At 43.2% G+C, this 19296-nt stretch carries 11 protein-coding genes; 6 read left to right on the top strand and 5 right to left on the bottom strand.

Translation table 11 applies throughout. The annotated features are described in order from the left end of the window. The first annotated feature begins 16 nt into the window (after positions 1-16). The 4 genes from PBAL39_RS14250 to PBAL39_RS14235 all read left to right on the top strand — a co-directional run bounded on the left by PBAL39_RS14250 (position 17) and on the right by PBAL39_RS14235 (position 3579). Entirely contained in the window at positions 17-1201 is a 1185-nt protein-coding gene (locus tag PBAL39_RS14250) for a PAS domain S-box protein (RefSeq protein WP_008242642.1), read from the top strand. A gap of 105 nt (positions 1202-1306) precedes the next feature. Beyond that, positions 1307-1669, top strand: coding sequence for a response regulator transcription factor (locus PBAL39_RS14245; RefSeq protein WP_008242641.1), 363 nt, complete (start codon positions 1307-1309; stop codon positions 1667-1669). A gap of 568 nt (positions 1670-2237) precedes the next feature. Further along, positions 2238-2735: a phosphomannose isomerase gene (locus tag PBAL39_RS14240; RefSeq protein ID WP_008242640.1), complete on the top strand. Its 498-nt coding sequence runs from the start codon at positions 2238-2240 to the stop codon at positions 2733-2735. A gap of 115 nt (positions 2736-2850) precedes the next feature. Continuing rightward, entirely contained in the window at positions 2851-3579 is a 729-nt protein-coding gene (locus PBAL39_RS14235) for an acyl-CoA desaturase (RefSeq protein WP_039866698.1), read from the top strand. 1308 nt (positions 3580-4887) lie between these two features. On the opposite strand, the gene PBAL39_RS14230 is transcribed toward PBAL39_RS14235, so the two are convergent. Then, on the bottom strand, positions 4888-6195 hold the full coding sequence (locus PBAL39_RS14230; protein ID WP_008242636.1) for a DEAD/DEAH box helicase: 1308 nt from the start codon (positions 6193-6195) through the stop codon (positions 4888-4890). Between the two features lie 159 nt (positions 6196-6354). Continuing rightward, a complete protein-coding gene (locus PBAL39_RS14225) occupies positions 6355-7947 on the bottom strand; it encodes an APC family permease (protein WP_008242634.1) in 1593 nt (530 codons plus the stop codon). A gap of 179 nt (positions 7948-8126) precedes the next feature. On the opposite strand from PBAL39_RS14225, the gene PBAL39_RS14220 reads away from it, so the two are divergent. Then, positions 8127-10055, top strand: a complete 1929-nt coding sequence (locus PBAL39_RS14220; RefSeq protein ID WP_008242633.1) for a DNA topoisomerase IV subunit B — start codon at positions 8127-8129, stop codon at positions 10053-10055. 10 nt (positions 10056-10065) lie between these two features. On the opposite strand, the gene PBAL39_RS14215 is transcribed toward PBAL39_RS14220, so the two are convergent. The 3 genes from PBAL39_RS14215 to PBAL39_RS14205 are packed head-to-tail and all read right to left on the bottom strand — an operon-like array spanning position 10066 to position 18634. After that, positions 10066-11112 (bottom strand): YihY/virulence factor BrkB family protein, encoded by a 1047-nt coding sequence (locus PBAL39_RS14215; RefSeq protein WP_008242631.1) that lies wholly within the window; start codon positions 11110-11112, stop codon positions 10066-10068. Positions 11113-11118: 6 nt separating this feature from the next. Next, positions 11119-13410: a BamA/TamA family outer membrane protein gene (locus PBAL39_RS14210; protein WP_008242628.1), complete on the bottom strand. Its 2292-nt coding sequence runs from the start codon at positions 13408-13410 to the stop codon at positions 11119-11121. After that, the gene (locus tag PBAL39_RS14205) at positions 13394-18634 is read right to left on the bottom strand and encodes a translocation/assembly module TamB (protein ID WP_008242626.1); all 5241 of its coding nucleotides are present in this window, start codon (positions 18632-18634) and stop codon (positions 13394-13396) included. The genes PBAL39_RS14210 and PBAL39_RS14205 overlap by 17 nt, the downstream gene beginning before the upstream one ends. A 94-nt stretch (positions 18635-18728) precedes the next feature. Here PBAL39_RS14205 and PBAL39_RS14200 point away from each other — a divergent pair, with 94 nt between their 5' ends. Beyond that, complete coding sequence (locus PBAL39_RS14200; protein WP_008242624.1) at positions 18729-19217, top strand: cytidine deaminase; 489 nt, start codon at positions 18729-18731, stop codon at positions 19215-19217. Positions 19218-19296: the final 79 nt, after the last annotated feature.

Genomic DNA, 19296 nt, shown 5'->3' with positions numbered 1-19296 from the left:
ATAATCACCTGAAGCGATGCAAAAAAGCCCTGCCTGGATTACCTTTATTTACATTATACTCGGTGCAGTCTGGCTGATGCTGGGCAACATCCTGATTGAGTACATTGATTTACAAACCCCAAATCAGGATTTGAGCATTCTCTACAGCTACAAAAACCTGATTTTTCTGATGGTTTCCGGAATTTTACTATTTCTGCTGATCCAGTTGAATCGCCGGAAATATCTCGCTGTGGAGCAGAACTACGAAGCTCTTTTCCAGGGATCACCAGCGGCAATCTATGTTTTCGAAAAAGAAAGCTACCGTTTTCTGGAGGTGAATGAGGTGATGGTCAGAAAATACGGATATAGTGCTGAGGAATTTCTCCATATGACTGCACTCGACATCAGGACTGCTGATGAAGCGGAAAAACTAAAACAATATTTCTCCACGCAACCGGCTGAGGGACACGAAACGGGCATCTGGCTTCATCGAAAAAAAGATGGAACGTTGTTCCATATGCTGATTTCCTATCATAGCACCGTTTATAAAAATATCCCTGCCTATACAGTCATTGCCATCGATGTGGAATTGAATGTCGTGGCAGAGCAGAAGATTAAGGAGCTCTTGAAAACTTATGAAACGGTGACGAGCGTAACTAATGACGTCATTTGGGAATATGATCCTGGAACGGATCGTCTAAACTGGATGGAAGGTTTTTCGGAGATTTTTGGTTACGAAAGTGGGATCAGGGAGCATACAAGGGAATGGATCATGTCATTGGTTCACCCGGACGATCAAGCGCTATTGGATGCCTCCTTAGAGGCGGCCTACGCTGCAAAAAGTGAAAGATGGAGTCATGAATACCGCTTTTTATGTGCTGACGGTACTTTCAAACAGGTATACAACCAGGCATTTATCTTTTGGGATAAAGATGGAAACCAGGAGAAGCTGGTAGGCGCATTAAGAGACATTACTGTACGTAAAAACTATGAAGAACGCCTGCTGAAGAAAAATGAGATGCTGAAAGATATCGCCTGGAAAAACTCCCACGAATTGAGGCGCCCCCTCGGGAATGTGATTGGGATGGTTGACATGCTTAAGGCCGACCCCGGCTCAGCGGAGGATCCTTCCATTATGGAAATGCTCAGCAAATCAGTAGCGGAGCTTGACGAGATTGTCGCCGAGATCAATCAGTTTTCTTCGCGCTTCGAAAAAGAATAACAGGGTGCTTTTGTAACGTAATAATGAAGTTTTGAGGCGGATGTCAATCTATGGCAAAATTGTTGCTAAGGATATGACGAAGATCCATTCAAAAAACTATAACATATGATCAAAAGAATACATGTACTTGAAGATGACGAAGATATCCGATATATCATAGGCGTGTTACTAAAGGATGAGGGCTATGAATTGCAGTTGTCTTCTACCTTTGCTGAACTAAAAAGTAAATTAAAAGACTCCGTTCCTGATTTATTTATCCTGGATGTGATGTTGCCTGACGGTGATGGTGGAGATATCTGCGAAGACTTGAAGACAGACATTTTTACTAAGCACATTCCGATCATTGTCATGTCTGCAAATGATCAGAATAAAGAGAAAAGTATTGCAGCGGGAGCTGACGACTACATCAGCAAACCATTCGATATTGACTATATCGTAAAGAGAATAAAAAATCTTTTAGAAAAATAATCTTATTGTCTCAGATTATCGTTAAAGGCCCCGCAGCAGTGCGGGGCTTTTCTATTTGTAGAGGAGATCCAAGGACGCTATCGAAGAAGTAAATATTGAAAAAGGAAGGAAATCGGAGACATTACATCCAGGTAATGTACATCGGCGCCGTATAAATGACTTCAGGGTAATCGAAGGGCAATGATTTCAAAAAGTCCAGTAATAGTACTTTAGTGTTGCTTAATGACCCTTTGGATGTTGGTAGCTGATTTAAAGGACACAAATGACTTAGGTGTTGTAAAATAATAAACGGTTGTAAAAAGGAACAGGGATAAACCTTGGAGAGGTATCCCTGTTAAATGATGGTTGGCCCACCACAGACCAACCTAAACCAAACAAACTACACCTATAACGAGCAATGTTGTAAGAATGTTTTAAGAAAATAAAAATAAACATTAAGATGACAATATCTTCTGGGATTTCGTCATTGTGATCATTCATCAACATGTCATACTTCCCGTGAAAAACACATTGGAATCGTCAATTTAATTGATATTATTATATTTGGGTTTTAAAAACACCAATTAAAATGTCAGATCAAAAAAAAGAAATATTTGATGGCGTTGCACAACGCTTAAAGATTGAAGGATTTAATGTGGTTAACCGCGATGAAACTCGTCCTTGGGGTGGTTTCTTTGTGATTGATGAAGACCAGGCTCAGCAATTTGCCAATGTCTACTTTGATGGATTGAATGTTGATGACTTAAAAATCTCAGGCAAGTTAAGCCCTAAAATATTAATCGTTGCTCCTCAGACACGTTTGTCGTGGCAATATCACCACCGTCGCGCTGAAATATGGAAAGTGGTAAACGGTACAGTAGGCGTCATCACCAGTGATACCGATGAGCAGGGAGAAGTACAGCAGCTTGCTCCTGCACAGACGATCAAATTGAAACAAGGTGAAAGACACCGCCTCATCGGCCTTGACGACTGGGGTATTGTTTCTGAAATCTGGCAGCACACTGATCCGGAGAACCCGTCGGATGAAAGCGATATCGTACGTGTACAAGACGACTTCGGCAGATAAGCTACAACTGCTTTAAAACATATAAATCCCGTTCAGTTAAAACTTTACGGGATTTTTTTTGTTACTTTTGCAGCCCCAAAGATCGATTTGGTGTTTGGACTACGTATACCTTTATATGATTATTTTAGTTTTTTTTCTTTTACACTGGTTTCTATCACTCTTCTCCCAAACATTCTTTCTGCACCGCTATGCATCGCATAAGATGTTTAAAATGAATTTCTTCTGGGAACGCTTTTTCTACCTTATCACTTTTCTTTCCCAGGGCTCCTCTTTCCTGAACCCACGTGCTTACGCCATCCTCCACAGGATGCACCATGCTTTTAGTGATACTGAGAAAGATCCTCACTCCCCGCACTTCGTGAAAGATGTATGGGGCATGATGATCCAGACCAAAAATATCTACCTCAACTACGCCAAGTATAACGTAGAACCTGAAGAGCAGTTCCGTGATAATTATCCTTCCTGGCCAATAATTGATAAAATCGGAGACTCCTGGATTACCAGGATTGTTTTCATCAGTTTTTATGTGTGGTTCTACGTGACTTTTGCTACGGCATGGTGGATGTTCTTCTTGCTACCCATACACTTCCTGATGGGTCCACTACATGGCGCCATCGTCAACTGGTGCGGACATAAATACGGTTACTCCAACCATGATAACAATGACCACAGCCGCAACTCGCTGCCATTGGACTTCCTGATGCTTGGAGAGTTGTTTCAGAATAACCACCATAAAAAGCCCAATAGCCCTAATTTCGCCAGTCGCTGGTTTGAATTTGACCCTACTTACCCTATCATGAAAGTCCTGCACTGGATGCGCATCATCAAGATTCGCAAGGTTTAATCCTCCACTGCGCTTTAGCTGGTATTCAAATTACACATAAAAAAACAGGCTGAAACCTTTTGCCCTGAAGGGGGCAAAAATTTCTATGCCTTTGTTTTTTATGTGTAATTTGATTGGGCGCACAGCAAATATGCACAAAGCTGGATGGAGGAATAAAACATCACGAATCAATATTTAAGCGACATCCTTAAAAATCGATCCATTGTAGATGCAGATTGTTTTTGATTAGTTTAATTGCTAAGATTTGGTGTTTGCTTTTGTGCCTGGTCTTTGACTTTTAAGGTTTGTATTTGCTTTTGCGGCTGGTGATGTGATTTGTAAGATTTGGTGTTTGCTTTTGTGCCTGGTCTTTGACTTTTAAGGTTTGTATTTGCTTTTGCGGCTGGTGATGTGATTTGTAAGATTTGGTGTTTGCTTTTGTGCCTGGTCTTTGACTTTTAAGGTTTGTATTTGCTTTTGCGGCTGGTGATGTGATTTGTAAGATTTGGTGTTTGCTTTTGTGCCTGGTCTTTGACTTTTAAGGTTTGTATTTGCTTTTGCGGCTGGTGATATGATTTGTAAAGTATGGTGCTTGTTTTTGAGTCCGGTGATGTGATTTATGGAACTTCCTACGAATTAAGGTACTTCATGAGTGGTTAGATCGTAGATTTAAGTTTAGCATTGGTAGCTAAATTAATGAACGATCAATTGGGTGGTATGGGGTAAGTTTCATGAATGTGATGTGGCAGAATATAAATTGTAAGGCCCGAAGTAACCATTGCGATGTTGTTGAATACTGTTTAAGAATAGAAAAGGTGTTTCTTAACTCAAGCTTCGTGTATATAGTCGAATCTTCATGTATTCACTCAAATAGTGTCTTCTTACAAGCCACTCGCATTACTTGTAAACTATACAATAAAAAAGCTTAAGAACTTCCGGAATGGAATCACTGGTTTTATTTCACAATTTGATTCATCTTCCAAACATCGTCTCGATTGCTAACTGCATAATAAATGTATCAGGCGCTAAACGAGTAGAGACCATCTGATACTAAATAAAAAAAACATCAATACGCTTTAATCACGGGTGTTTCCAAAGCTTCTCACATCCCCAAAACCATCCCTAAATCGTCCTCCCGGTTTTCTTTTTTATGTCAATGGAGAAAACCTTCTTGTATGCGACTTTGCAATTGTGGGACATAAAAAAAACAGGTATGCTATAAAAAGGCATAGGAATTTTGCCCTTTTCAGGGCAAAGGTTCCAGCCTGTTATAGCATACCTGTTTTTTGATTAAGAACCAGAATTCCTAGCCAGCTTCAAGAAGCCGTTTTAGGAATTCGTTTTCCCTTTGCTGTGCCATCTTCTGCTGCCACTGCTTGGCGTCCTTTTGGCACCACTCAGGTTCGGCTGACGTTCAGTTCTTTCCGGGCGTGCGCCTCTTGAAGGTTTGCTTTTACCCTTGCTTTTTGCCGCAGCTGCGCTCGACATCAGGCTTTGCCAGCTCATGGCATAAGGATGGTCTTCCTGCACTGGAATTTTTAGGGCAATCAGTTTTTCGATATCGTCAAGGAATTCTTTTTCCTCACCATCACAGAAGGAGAAGGAGATCCCGCTGTTTCCTGCACGACCAGTACGTCCGATCCTGTGTACATAGGTTTCAGGGATGTTCGGCAGTTCATAGTTGATGACGTGTGTCAGCTCATCGACATCAATACCGCGGGCGGCAATGTCGGTAGCCACAAGGATACGTGTTGTTTTTGCCTTGAAGTTGGTCAGTGCCCTTTGTCTGGCATTCTGCGACTTATTACCATGGATGGCTTCAGCTTTCACACCAACTTTGATCAGGTCTTTCACGACCCTGTCGGCACCATGTTTTGTACGGGTGAATACCAGGGCTGTCTGAATGGTTTTATCCTGAAGAATGTGGATCAGCAGGTTTTTCTTATCGCCTTTCTCTACGAAGTAAATCATCTGCTCAATTTTTTCAGCAGTAGAGGATACCGGTGTTACTTCCACTTTCAGCGGATCAACAAGGATGGTATTGGCTAATTTTTGGATTTCCGGAGGCATGGTTGCCGAGAAGAACAGTGTTTGTCTTTTTGCAGGGAGCTTCGCGATGGTTTTTTTAACATCGTGGATAAAGCCCATATCGAGCATTCTGTCGGCCTCATCAAGCACAAAGATCTCGATGTCTTTGAGGTTGATGAAACCCTGGTTCATGAGGTCCAGTAATCTGCCTGGCGTAGCAATCAGGATGTCCACACCACGATGCAGCGCATCAGTCTGAGCTTTCTGACCCACACCACCAAAGATCACCAGGTGACGTAGGGAAAGGTTCCTTCCATAAGCTTTGAAACTCTCTTCAATCTGTATCGCCAGCTCACGGGTAGGGGTAAGCACCAATGCTCTGATCGGTCTTGGACCTTTTGCATTCTGATGTTCCTTATTTAACAGTTGTAACATTGGGATGGCAAAGGCCGCCGTTTTACCGGTTCCTGTTTGCGCGCAGCCCAAAAGATCTCTGCTGGTAAGTATGGTTGGGATGGATTGTTCTTGTATTGGGGTAGGTTGAGTGTAACCTTCTGTTTGGAGCGCTTTTAAGATGGGCTCAATCAGGTTTAATTCTTCGAATAACAATGTATTTGTATTTTAATGTATAATTATGAAATAAAAGAATATCATTTCGCTGGCAAAGATACGTATAACTTTCGGCTTTTGGTGGCTTCCTGTGTTTATGTGTAAATCGCTGCTGGTTAGTGTCTTTTGTGTTGCGTTGTTGGCATTTTTTGCTTCTTCTTATTTCCGGGTATCCACTTCGGGGAATTTGTCTTTGTTCAGGATCCTGTTAATGAAATATATGATGATAAAGCCAAAGAAAATCAGCAATCCATTCCTTCCTGCTTCGGGGTCGTCGTTGTAGATACTGAAAGCAACAAAACAATAGGCGCCGATGAAGATGAGTGGGAGTAGCGGATACAGTCGCATGGCGTAGATACTACCTTGATTGGATGGATCATACTGTTTGCTTCGTTTGCGTAAAAAGAAGATGGTAGCTGCAGAGGTGGCCATGCCAATACAATCGAGGAATATGGTATAGTTCAGGATTTTCTCGAAGGTCTGTGCGTAGAAGAGCGTAAAGATGGCAATCATCGCAAAGACACTGAGACTCACAAACATGACGTCATTTTTTTTGCTTTTTTTGGTGAAGACTGCCGGCAGTGCGCGTTCTTCACCCATGGCGAACATGGCCCTGGGGTTACTCAGCAGGTTGACATTGACATATCCCAATACGGAGATGTAAATGAGAAAGGAAAGGATGGTGAAGCCGGTGGGGCCGAAGATCGTTCCTGCAAGAATGGCCGCAATGCTTGATGAAGTCTTGAGTTCATCAAAACCAATTACCTTCACATAGGCGTAATTAATAGTGAGGTAAAGGGTGATGATGACCACCAGGCCTGTGATGATCGCCCGTGGAATTACCTTTCCCGCATCTTTGGTTTCACCACCGAAATTGATGGTCTGCTGATATCCGCCGAAAGTGAAAGATACAGCAATGAGACAAACGCCAAGTGCCTTACCATAGTCAGTCCAGTTTATAGGTTTTTCTTTTTCAGATGGATTAACGCTCCTCTCTGTTGACTTAATCTCTATGGCTTTGATATCGTTAGACTTTGTATCGTTAGAATTGGTATCTGCAGACTTGATCTCGTTATACTGAGATTCCTTAGTCTCAATCTCCGCAGCCTTGGTACCTTTAGCCTGGATGTCTTTGGCACTCCCATCGGCAGCTGCAACCGGGGTCACTACAGACTGCCCATCTATGTGTTGTTCTGTTGTTTTGCTGCTGTGTTCTGTGGTTTTGTCCGTTGTGAAAAATATTGAAGAGATCAGTGTGAGTACCATAGCAATTTTGATTACGGACAGTACATTCTGTGCCTTGGAGCTTACCTTAAGCCCCAGCAGGTTTACAAGATAAAAAAGTATGATCGTCACCGTCGCAATGGCGATCCTATAGCTTTCCGTTTGCAGGGCCTCGGGCAATATCACCTTGCTCAGATATTCTGCGCCGATGATGGCGACCCCTGCAACCGATCCTGCGTTGGAAACAACAATGATACAGTTGATGGCAAAGGCAATCGAAGGATGATAAAATGCGGAGAAGATCTTGTAATAACCACCTGTCACAGGAAATCTGGACCCGATTTCTGCATAGGTTAAGGCGCCGCATAGGGCAATACCACCGCCAATCAGCCAGGCCAGGAAAAAGAGCTCCGGGATTTTCGCCGCAGCAGCTACGTTTACAGGGGTGCGGTAAATGCCCATGCCGATGACCAGGCTGATGACAATCATTGATAAATCAAATAGAGACAGCTGTTTTTTCTCGGACATAGTTACCGGATGTAATTAACGGATATAGTTAACAGGCATAATTAAAAGGCATTCCTCGCCTTAATACAGTTGAGGCAGCTGAATATACGCGAAAATGTGTATTTGTTGAAATTTTGTGGTTGATAGCATCGCATATTAGCTTAAATTTGTAGTTCTACTCACTTACACTCCATTTACTCATGGCTGAACCGAATTATAACGAAGATAGTATACGCTCCCTCGACTGGAAGGAACACATCAGACTGCGTCCCGGTATGTATATCGGTAAACTCGGAGATGGATCCGCACAGGACGACGGAATTTACGTGTTGCTCAAGGAGATTGTCGACAACTCTATTGATGAGTTTGTGATGGGCTCGGGTCGTACCATCGAGATTACGGTGTCTGACCAGAAGGTGAACGTGAGAGATTACGGGCGTGGGATCCCTCTTGGAAAGGTGATCGATTGCGTTTCCAAGATCAATACCGGAGGTAAGTATGACAGCAATGCATTCCAGAAATCTGTAGGTCTGAATGGAGTAGGTACAAAGGCCGTCAACGCATTGTCCACTGCTTTCAGCGTGCAGTCTTACCGCGACAACAAAACAAAAAAGGTAGAATTTTCAAAAGGTGAGATCACCATTGACAATCCAATCATAGATACTACACAGCGTAACGGTACTGCCATCACGTTTTACCCTGATGAAAGCATCTTCAGGAACTACCACTACATCCCTGACTTTGTGGAGAGCATGATCTGGAACTATGTGTTCCTGAATGCAGGGCTTACCATCAATTTCAATGGACAGAAATACCTTTCTGAACGTGGACTGTATGACCTGCTCACCAAACACGTTGGTGCTGAAGTGATGCGTTACCCCATCATCCACCTGAAAGGTCATGACATTGAGATTGCCATGACCCATGGGCAGCAATACGGAGAGGATTATCATTCTTTTGTTAACGGGCAGAACACCACACAGGGTGGAACGCACCAGGCTGCATTCCGGGAAGCGGTGGTGAAAACAATCCGGGAGTTTTATAAAAAGGAATTTGATGCTTCGGACATCCGCGGATCTATTGTAGCGGCCATCTCCGTACGCGTGCAGGAGCCTGTATTTGAGTCGCAGACGAAAACAAAACTGGGATCTCAGAACATGGGGCCTGAAGGTCCTTCGGTACGTACCTTCATCAACGACTTTGTAAAAAAGGAACTGGACGACTACCTGCACAAACATGCAGATGTAGCGGATGCGCTGCTGAAAAGGATCCTGCAGTCGGAGCGTGAGCGTAAAGATATTGCCGGCATTAAAAAGCTGGCCAACGACAGGGCTAAAAAAGCTTCCCTGCACAATAAAAAACTCAGGGACTGCAAGGTGCATTTCAACAGCACTCATGAGAAAAGATATGAAACGACACTCTTCATCACGGAGGGGGACTCTGCATCAGGATCGATTACTAAATCCAGGGATGTAGACTGTCAGGCAGTGTTCAGCTTAAAAGGTAAACCGCTGAACTGTTATGAGCTGACAAAAAAGGTTGTTTATGAAAATGAAGAATTCAACCTGCTCCAGCATGCCCTTAATATTGAGGACGGACTGGATGGTCTTCATTACAATAATATTGTGATTGCCACTGATGCGGACGTGGATGGGATGCACATCAGGCTGCTGATGATGACTTTCTTCTTACAGTTCTTTCCCGATCTGGTGCGTTCAGGGCATGTTTACATCCTGCAGACACCATTGTTCCGTGTAAGGAACAAAAAAGAGACCATCTATTGCTACAGTGATGAGGAGCGTAAAGCCGCCATTGCTAAACTTGGCAGCAAACCTGAAATTACCCGTTTTAAAGGATTGGGCGAAATCTCTCCGGATGAGTTTGGCTTATTTATCGGAAAGGATATCCGTCTGGATCCGGTGATTCTGAAAGATCAGACCATCAAGAGTCTGCTGGAGTATTACATGGGTAAAAATACGCCTGACAGACAACAGCACATCATCAGAAATCTGAGAATAGAAAAAGATACCATCGAAGAACTGGTGTCAGCAGAGGAATCTGCAGCTACGGCAGCAGTAAGTCATGATATTGTGGACGAAGACGATACGTTAATTGCAGAATCGGCTTAATCCTGATGGATTAAGCCTTTTTATCTTTTTCTGTTAGCTCTTCGTCATCAGTGTCCCCGATAGCAACAGTGTCTTCCGGGTGCTGGGGTGGCAGCGACTGCACATTTTCCTCCACGACTACAATCTTGGTATGTACCGCATATTTGCTCGGTGTAATCCCCTTGCCGTATTTCTCTGCATAAGCTTGTGTGAACTCAGCCCCAAAATAGAGAATAATAGAGGTATAATAGATCCAGAGCAGGATGACGATGATTGAGCTGGCTGCGCCAAATGCAGAACCGGGATTACCTTTTTCAATATAAATCCCAATCGCATATTTACCTACGCTGAAGAGTACTGCAGTAAATAAGGCGCCCACAATGGCAGGTTTCCATTTCAAATTGACATCGGGCAGCACTTTGAATATGATGGTGAAAATTGCCGCCACTACTGTAAGCGTCAGGGCATTGGTCAATATCACGACAAGTAACTGAGAAACTTCTTCAATGCCAACCTGAGCTGCATAACCAGTCAGTTTGTTACCAATGCCGACCACAATACTATTGATGACCAGGGATACGAGCAGAAGGAAACCAAGGGAAGCAATCAGGGAAAAGGAAAGAAGCCTGTTGGTAATCAGTTTTTTCCATCCTTTCTTAGGTACGGCCTTTACCTTCCAGATCAGGTTAATGCTGTCCTGGATCTCAATGAAAATTGCCGTAGCACCAATGATCAATGTGGTGATACCAATGATTAGTCCAAGTGTACTTTTCCCGGAGTAATTGGCATTGCTTACGAAGCTCCTGAGCTGGGCAGCAGCTTCTCCGCCGATCATCTGGGTGATTTCTCCGGATGGGCCGAATAACTCATCATTTGGGTTAATCGCGAGCCGGTCGCCAAGGAAAATACTCGCTGCAGAAATTACAATAACAATCAGAGGTGCCAGTGAAAAGATCGTGTAGTAGGCCAATGCCGCACTGAGCTTCATCACCCTGTCTTCCATAAAACCTTTACCCGCTGCGATGAACAAATGGTAGGTAGCCTTGAAAAAGCCGATCGTTTTCTTTACTATACTCATACGCTATTAAAAAGGGTATCCAATACCAATATTATACACTAAGTTATCATTTCTCCAGGTCTTGCTGCCGAAGTCTACCTGGTCAATTACCCAACGCTCATTCTCAGGCAACCAAGGTTTCCTGATCGGGAAAGCCACATCCAGACGGATCACAAAGATAGTTGCGTCAACACGTAAACCGGCACCTGTACCGACAGCCATCTCGCTGAATGCATTTTTTAGTTTAAATTCTGATCCTGGTTTTTCGGGATTTTCTTTTCGTAACCATACGTTTCCTGCGTCAGCAAATAAAGCCCCCTGCAATACGCTGACCAGCTTAAAGCGCAGTTCTGTATTCAGCATCATCTTGATGTCACCGCTTTGGTCAGCATAATAAGTGTCTTTGCTAAGATTTCCTCTAAATGTTCCTGGACCTAGCGAACGTGCTGGAAAGGCGCGTATATCGTTACTTCCTCCTGCAAAAAATTGCCTTACGAAAGGTAGTGAACTACTGGCACCATAAGCATATCCATATCCAAGATTCAGGCGATTTGCCCAGATCAGGTTTCTTGTAATTTTAAAATAGTCACGAAAATCTGCTTCCAATCGCACAAATTGAGAAAGCTCAGTATTGAGTACAGTTGGGTTGCCTGCGCTATTTTTTGAAGCAAATAGCCCCCATACATTACCACCTCCCTCAATGCTTCCATTGAAATACATATTGTTTCTACGGGATTCATCCATTTGATTGGTATAGGTAAAACTGTAATTACTACCAATGATGAATTGTTTTTCCAAAATGTTTCTTAACCCAATTGAATTGAGGCTGTCTACCTTTGTAGAATCTACAGAAGGTTGCACATAATTTATGGAGATAGGATTGAAGGTGTGTTCTTTATATAGACTCTCTTTCCAATTGTAACCAAACTCACCCTTAAAAGAGTTGAGTGAATACAACGATCCCCTGCTTAGGCGTTGGTAAGAGGTCGAAATTATCGTTTTAGGAATGAAAGCTTTTGTGCTTCCAAATCTAAAGAATGGTATGAGGAATCGAGGAAAGGTCAGTTTGCCTTCTGTCGTAAATGAGTATGAATTGAGGCCTTTTGATTGCCCGCTGACTTGTGTTTCGAAACCTCCACCCACACTTATGTCCAATTGTTCAGCTCCTCTGAATATATTTCTCGTCGTTTGGGTGATTTTGGCTTCAGAACCCACAAAGTTATTAGACTTGCTGGTGCCAGTGACAGAGAATGTCAATGAATTTTTTTTCATCGGAGTCAGGTAAATGTTCAGGTCCAGTTCATCGTTTTTAAAACTGTCTAAGGGGAGGAATTCAGCCCTTACATCCCTAAATACATTAATGTTGACGAGTCGGTTCAGTGACAGGTTATGGTCTCTACGGTTATAATGTTCTCCTTTTTTAAAGAAGATGAGTCTGTCGAATACCCAAGGTTTAAAAGTGTTCCTGTTGTCGTAGATATTGAAGTCATTGTGTATCTGAGGAGGCAATGCTCTTAGAGTGCTGTCTCTTCGCTCTGAGTAGCTCGGAAATACGTTGATGTTCCTAATGGTGTAAGGTTTCAATCCAGCATCGGGGGCAATGTCTTTTACTTTCACCCTGATGTCAACAAGATGTTTACCAATAGTACTGTCAACCTGTAAAATCAGATAGTCCGGATTGAAGTAAAAATAACCTTCCTCCTTTAAATCATTATCAATACGTTCGCGCTCGCTCTTGAACGTTTCCAGGTCGTAGAAATTACCCACTTTCAATAATGACTTGTCTTTGTTTTTATTGACCAGGCTTGAAAGATTGCCTGTGTCTGCGGGGAAAGTTACACTATTGATTTTATAGCGGTCGCCGGTGTTGGCAATATACAAGGCGCTTCCTTTTTTATCTTTTGAAATGGTATCTCCCGTAACTACCGACTGGAGATAACCCTGACTAATAAGATAGCTGGTCAATACGGCATTGTTGTACGGAATTTTTACTTCACTTAGCAATACAGGTGGCTCTCCAACTTTGGTTCGCAGCCAATGGCGGAAGCCTTTCGGTTTTTTTGGCTCACCTGCCAGATTGTAGATGTAAAGTTTTGGTTTCAAACCAAGTATGGATTTATTGGGTTTTGGCCTGGTTTTACCCTCCAGAGTTTCCCTCACTGCTTTTTCATCAGCAATCCTTCCTGATGAATCCGGGTTGATCTTTACTTCCGCCCCGGTATACAATTTCTGACCTGGTTTCAGATATTTTGTATTACTGCAGGCAGCCCACACCAGACATGAAAAGATAAGTATGCTTGGTTTAATTAGTTTTTTCATCTGCAGGTTTCTGTTCTATGTTATTTCTGTTCCTTCTTTTTTGGAAAATTTCCCTAAATCTATTGTAGTCTACTACCAGTGTAAATCCAACTCCGGTTTCAATAATTTGTCCTTCAATGACACTTTCGTTTTGATTGCGCCTATAAGCACGCAGGCGATACCTTCCGTCCGCTGAAAGCGCATATTCTACATTAACGTTTCCGGCGATATTTGTGGCATTTTGGTTTTGCTGTTGTGATGAGCCACCCTCAAGGCCAAACGAGCTACCGACGGTTACGGTAAGTCTGTCATTAAGCAACTTTTTAGACAAGCCTACTTCCAGATCGGTTTTTTGTTGTAAAGAGCCAGAAGAATAATCTTCTGAAGAATTGACATCAAAGTTAATGTCGACACCCTGTACCAGATCTGAGGCCATGTTATTTAACTGTTGGGTGAGCAGTTTACTCACACTGGACCGTGCAAGTGTGTTGATCCCACCTCCGCCACCAGCAAGGCTTTGGAACGGATTGTTGGCGATAAAGCGATTGAGTGCAAGCAGAGCGAATACCTGTTTGTTCAGCTCATTTTCATCCCGGTTTACCTGAAGAAGCTTCGTATAGGCTTCCGAGTTTGCGCCCCTTTCATTTTCAGGCAGGTCAAGACGGAAAGAGATCGCAGGTTTCAACAATTCTTCTTTCATAATCAGATAAACCTGGACTGGAATTTTGGTTTTTAACGTAGGGTCGTCTGGTCGGTTAAGCAAATCAATCGGTGCAGCATTTACTTCGTACAATGCAGTTAAATTTACATTTGCTGTCATAGGATCGCCGGTCCATACGATGGTACTACCCTTGACCATTTTAAATTCTCTTTTAGCAAGACCGCCCACAGATAGGTTGTAAGATCCTTCCTCTACTTCATACCTTCCTGTTAAACTGGTTTTTCCACTTGGATCCATAGATGCATTTAAATCTGCCGTTCCTCTGATACGTAGGGCATCTCCGTTAGAAGGATCTACAACTACGTTCATCTCGGCCGCTGGATCTACTTCAATATCTGCAACGAGATTAAAACCTTTTATGGGTGCTTTTTCAGTGCTATCAGCACCGGAAAGTGCCTTCTGGCCATTAAATGGAGGCATATCGGCATCGATATATTGGACGATGCCATCCTGATCTATAACAGACGGATCGTCGGCCGGAAGCGCAAAATAAAACTTCGTTCCTTTCTCCACTTTGACACTCATGTTCACATCGGGCTGATTCAAATCTCCGCGGACCTTTATATCGCTGGTAAGGTAAACCGTACCATAAATCATTTCATTGTCTTCCGCTGTGGAATTCAACGCCCGGAAATTGTCGGTTTTGATGTTCATATTGAACTTGAAGTTCGTATAGTCCGTCGTACGTATGCCACCACCGATTGTTGCTTTTCTATTGAGTGAATCGAGGATGGTAAAATTGTTGAAATTGATACCTTCAGGAGTAAAACTGATCGATTCATTTTGCATTCTGAAATAAGAATTGACATAAGTCGCATTGAATCCAACCTGGTTGAACTTGACGTCTCCAATGACTTTTGGAAGGGAGGTAGAACCTTTCACTGTAAGTGCACCTGTAATGGTTCCTGTACCACGTTTAATTTGCCCCATGGACAAACTTTCCAGCGCCTTCATGTCGATCTTGTCGATGTTAACATTTAAATCCAGTGCTTCCTCCCTGTTGGTATAATAAAATCCGTTTACCCTGAGCTCATGTACGCCGGTGAGGGCGATGTTAGTCTCAAAGGCATCGGCAGTGTTGTTATTTACCGCTACACGCAAGGTGCCGAGCTGATCTTTTTGATAACGCAATTGATCAATGGTCAGGTTTGCTTCAAACTTAGGCGTGCTCGCCAGATCTTTAACATCAACAGTACCGTTGATGTTTCCTCCTGCAAGGGAGCTGTCCTGCTCAGCAAACTTAGTGAGTGTCTCAATCCTGAAGTCTTTAAACTCTACTTTCAACGGAGAATTGGGTTCGCCATTGAGACTGTTGATGCTCAATAACTGATTGTCATGGCTGAGGTTAAATTTGTTGGCAAAAATGCCCGAGTCGCCAAACTGAAGATAGTTTTCAGGAGCAATCGCCCATTTCTCATAATCCAGCAATAACTTTTCAGGATCCAGGCTGAACTGGTAGTTTTTATCGATCGCCTTGAACGTACCGCCAATCACATATTTATTTTTCAGCTTGCTATCTTTTAAATAGATGTTAACCCCCAGGTTGTTGTTAGCCGCTGCTCCGCTGATTTCAGAATTGTAGAGTGCAATTGATGGACTTTGCAGACTCTTGATAAAGAGTTTATAGTTCAGCTTGTTGTCGCTGTTGTCTACCGTTAACCTGGTGCTGTCCACTTTATAGTCGCCGTACACGACCTGAGGGATCGAAGCACTCATCAGCAGACTGTCCTTCTGTGTATCCAGTAATCCATAAATCCTGGCAGGGGAGAAGGTAGTCAGTGAAGGCACCAGGTTCTGCACGAATTTAGGATTGTAGAAGCGGACAAAAAAACGGAACCGCTGATCGGGGATTTGTTTGACCTCTCCAAATGAATAATATTTGTTGATCTCATTGGTCACCGCTGTACCCAGATTGCTCAATTGATACTTACCATCAATCCGGGCATACATCAATTCAGACTTCAAGGTCAATAGGCTTCTTTCTGCCGTTGTTTCGGCATGTACATCAATGGTATCCACATTGAAAGCCTGTCCGTCTTTCACCAGCTGCAATCCATTTATGGAGATGTCGCCATTCAGGTAATCTACATCTGCTGTGGGAATGTCTGCATCAATTTTTCCTGCCAGTCTAAACTGAGTCGGACTGAAATTAAGCTGTTGAAGATCGATCTGTTCGAGGTTCATATTGGCTTTTATAGCCGGATATTTTCCGGCGATGTTGACTGCTGCAGTTAGCTTGAAATTCGCATTGCTGTCAGCCATGCTGCTCTTCAGGTTGAGTTTCTGACCTGCATAATCACCGCTGATGTTGAGGTTGCGATAGGTGTATTTGTTATAGTAAGCACTGATCACCTGTGCATTTAATCGGGCCGCGGCTGTTTTTGCATCCAAACCGGTACCCACCACAGTAGCTTTAGCCGTAATACGGCCCATCTGTGCTTGTTGTTTCAGTAGCCTGCCTACGTTAAAATTATTCAGGTTAACATTTGCCGCATAACGTTCCCTGCCTTTTGCACCGCTCATGTTGGCGGCCAGGCTGGCGTTACCCATATCTGTTCTGATGTTGAACCCGGTCTTGAAGTTCGTCATTGAGCCCGTAAACTTACCATTCGCCTGAATGCTGTTTGGCAGCTCTATGCTGGCGGGGAGCGATTTCTTAGGAATGAGCACCAGCAAATCTGCTTTAGTAAGGCTAAACCTTTTAATGTTGATGTCAGCAAACAGCTTATTCATGTCTGGCAACCCTTTGATGGTACCATTGACATCAATGGCCGTGCTTTTCAGTCCGTTTATCTTAAGCTCAGGAATGACCATATTGTTCATATAACCATTCACACGCGCAGTTACGCGGATCTTCTCATTACGGTAAGCTGCAGGCACAGCATCACTAAAATAAGCAGCATCTTTTAAACCTATGGTTGTATTTTTGACTGCAAGGGCAATTTTCACGCGCTCAGGATGTTTCGTCAGATCGTCCAGTGAAGTGTAGGTCAGCTCGGTATTATTTTCAATAGAAGTATTTGGTGTTTTCAATATAAAGTTGCTCACCTTGGTTTGCTTTTCTGCATATACCACATCTCCCTGAAGCTGGTTCAGCTGAAATCCACTTTTCTCCAAAAAGGATCCTTTATTGACCTTGACTTTAATCTCGTTCTCTTTATAGGTGATGCCTTTGGCAGCAAGCTCCAGGTTGTTGATTTTCAAATGATTGAAATCCATTCCTTTTACTGGTTTTTCCGCCAGGTTATCAAATTGAATGTTGTTTTTCGAAAGATTCAGGTTGTTGAGTAACAAGGTGATCGGTGCAGCCGCAGCGGTATCCTTAACATTCCCGGCTTTGTTTTTGTCACCTGTAGCGGATACTGTCTGTCCTGATTTTTGAGCTTTTTTCTGCGATTCAGCAGACGCAGATTTGGATGCCGGTGCAGGTTTGAAGGCAAACAAGACATTTGAATTGTTCAATGTGGCGTCTTCCAGTTGGTAGGTACTCTTGTTCAGGTCAGCAATCAGATTAGCGATGGAAAACTCCTGGAGGTTTACCTTTGCTTTCATGCTGTTGGCCAAATCATTAAAGTCGATGTTAGACTTGTTGATTTTAGCTTCATCGACTTTATAATTGTTGTGAGTAAGATCGGCAAACAGGTTGCTCAACAATACCTCATTCAGGTTCAGGTCAGCATTCATCCTCGTCAGCTGATCATCAAACCTGATTTTGATGTTATTGAAAGCAAAGCCCTGTATCTCTACCTGAGGCAGCTTTCCGCTTTCGGTATTGGCAGTATCTACCGCCGCCTCCAGCTGTGCCTGAAGTTGTGTAAGTGGCTTTTGCTGCAGGTACTGCAGGTTGGAGTTTCTCAATGATAGGTTTTTGATCACATACTTCTGGTTGTCCAGGTCAAAATCCTTGATATTGGTTTTAAACTCACCCAGGCTCAGCTTAACGTCATTGCCCGCTACATCATCGCGATAAACAATCCCGATGTCCTCGAGACTGATTTTGCTCACAGAAAACTTCATGGTAGAAGTTGTGTCTTTTTCAACCTGATCTTCGGGTTTCTTTTGTTCAGACATGAAAGCGTCCACAATAAAAGAAAAGTTGAAAGTCGTATCCGGATCCTTACGGATTACATTCGCCCTGATCTTCTCTAATGAAATGCTGTTGATTTCCACTTTGTTGCTCAGCAATTTGAACAAGCTGATGTCCACCGCCAGTCGCTGTGCATAAAGTAGTGTGTCTCCTTTTAAATCCTCCATGTAAAATTTATTGAGCACAATGTCTTTGGGAAGTGCGATTTTAATGCTTTCCAGGCTGACCTCTGTATGGGTCTTGTTTTTTAAATAACCTATAGCCTTATCCTTTACGAAGTTCTGCACTGCCGGAATGTTCAGCGATATCGCAATGAGTACCACAAGCATGATGATGCTGGCAATGACCCACAGGACAACTTTAAGACTTTTGCGTACGTATTTATTCAACTGATCAAAATTGAGGGTTTGTGATGTATCCAGAATAGCTAAAACCATGCCATGGGGCCATTTTACCTGCTACTCATCCATATCTACAAATTTGTCATGGAATTGTTTAAGATTAGGAGTGAAATTTGTAGTACGTTTACCTATGGAACAAAAAATAATTACGATCAGTTACGAATCTTTCTCTGGGATTGATATGCTTTCCGATGTCGATAGGCAACTTTGCCTGAAAGCGGAAGAGGCATTGAATACGTCGTATGCTCCATACTCTCATTTTAGGGTAGGGACAGCCATCCAGCTAAAAGGTGACCAGATTGTCCTTGGCAGCAACCAGGAGAATGTGGCTTATCCTTCGGGGTTGTGCGCGGAGCGGGTTGCCTTGTTTGCTATCGGCGCTGCAAATCCTTCAGCGGTGATTGAACGCATGGCCATCACGGCAAAGGCCGATCATTTCCAGGTCGAGCAACCGGTGACCTCCTGCGGCGCCTGCCTGCAGGTGATGGCTGAGTTTGAGAAAAAACAGCAGCAGGAAATTGAAGTGCTCTTCTATTGCATCGGCGGCGAAATTATGAAAGTAAGGGGCATCCGCAGTCTGCTGCCCTTTGTGTTTGTCGAATCGCGTCTGGAAGGTTAATCACCGCATTTTTCATGATTTTATTTTTCCACCCGCAGTGTTAAAAACTCGGTTCGTGGAATTTCATTTTCAAGCCTTA

The organism is Pedobacter sp. BAL39 (assembly GCF_000170795.1).
GTDB lineage: Bacteria > Bacteroidota > Bacteroidia > Sphingobacteriales > Sphingobacteriaceae > Pedobacter.
The sequence above is the reverse complement of the archived record's forward strand: the minus strand, read 5'-3'. Positions and strand labels throughout refer to the sequence as shown.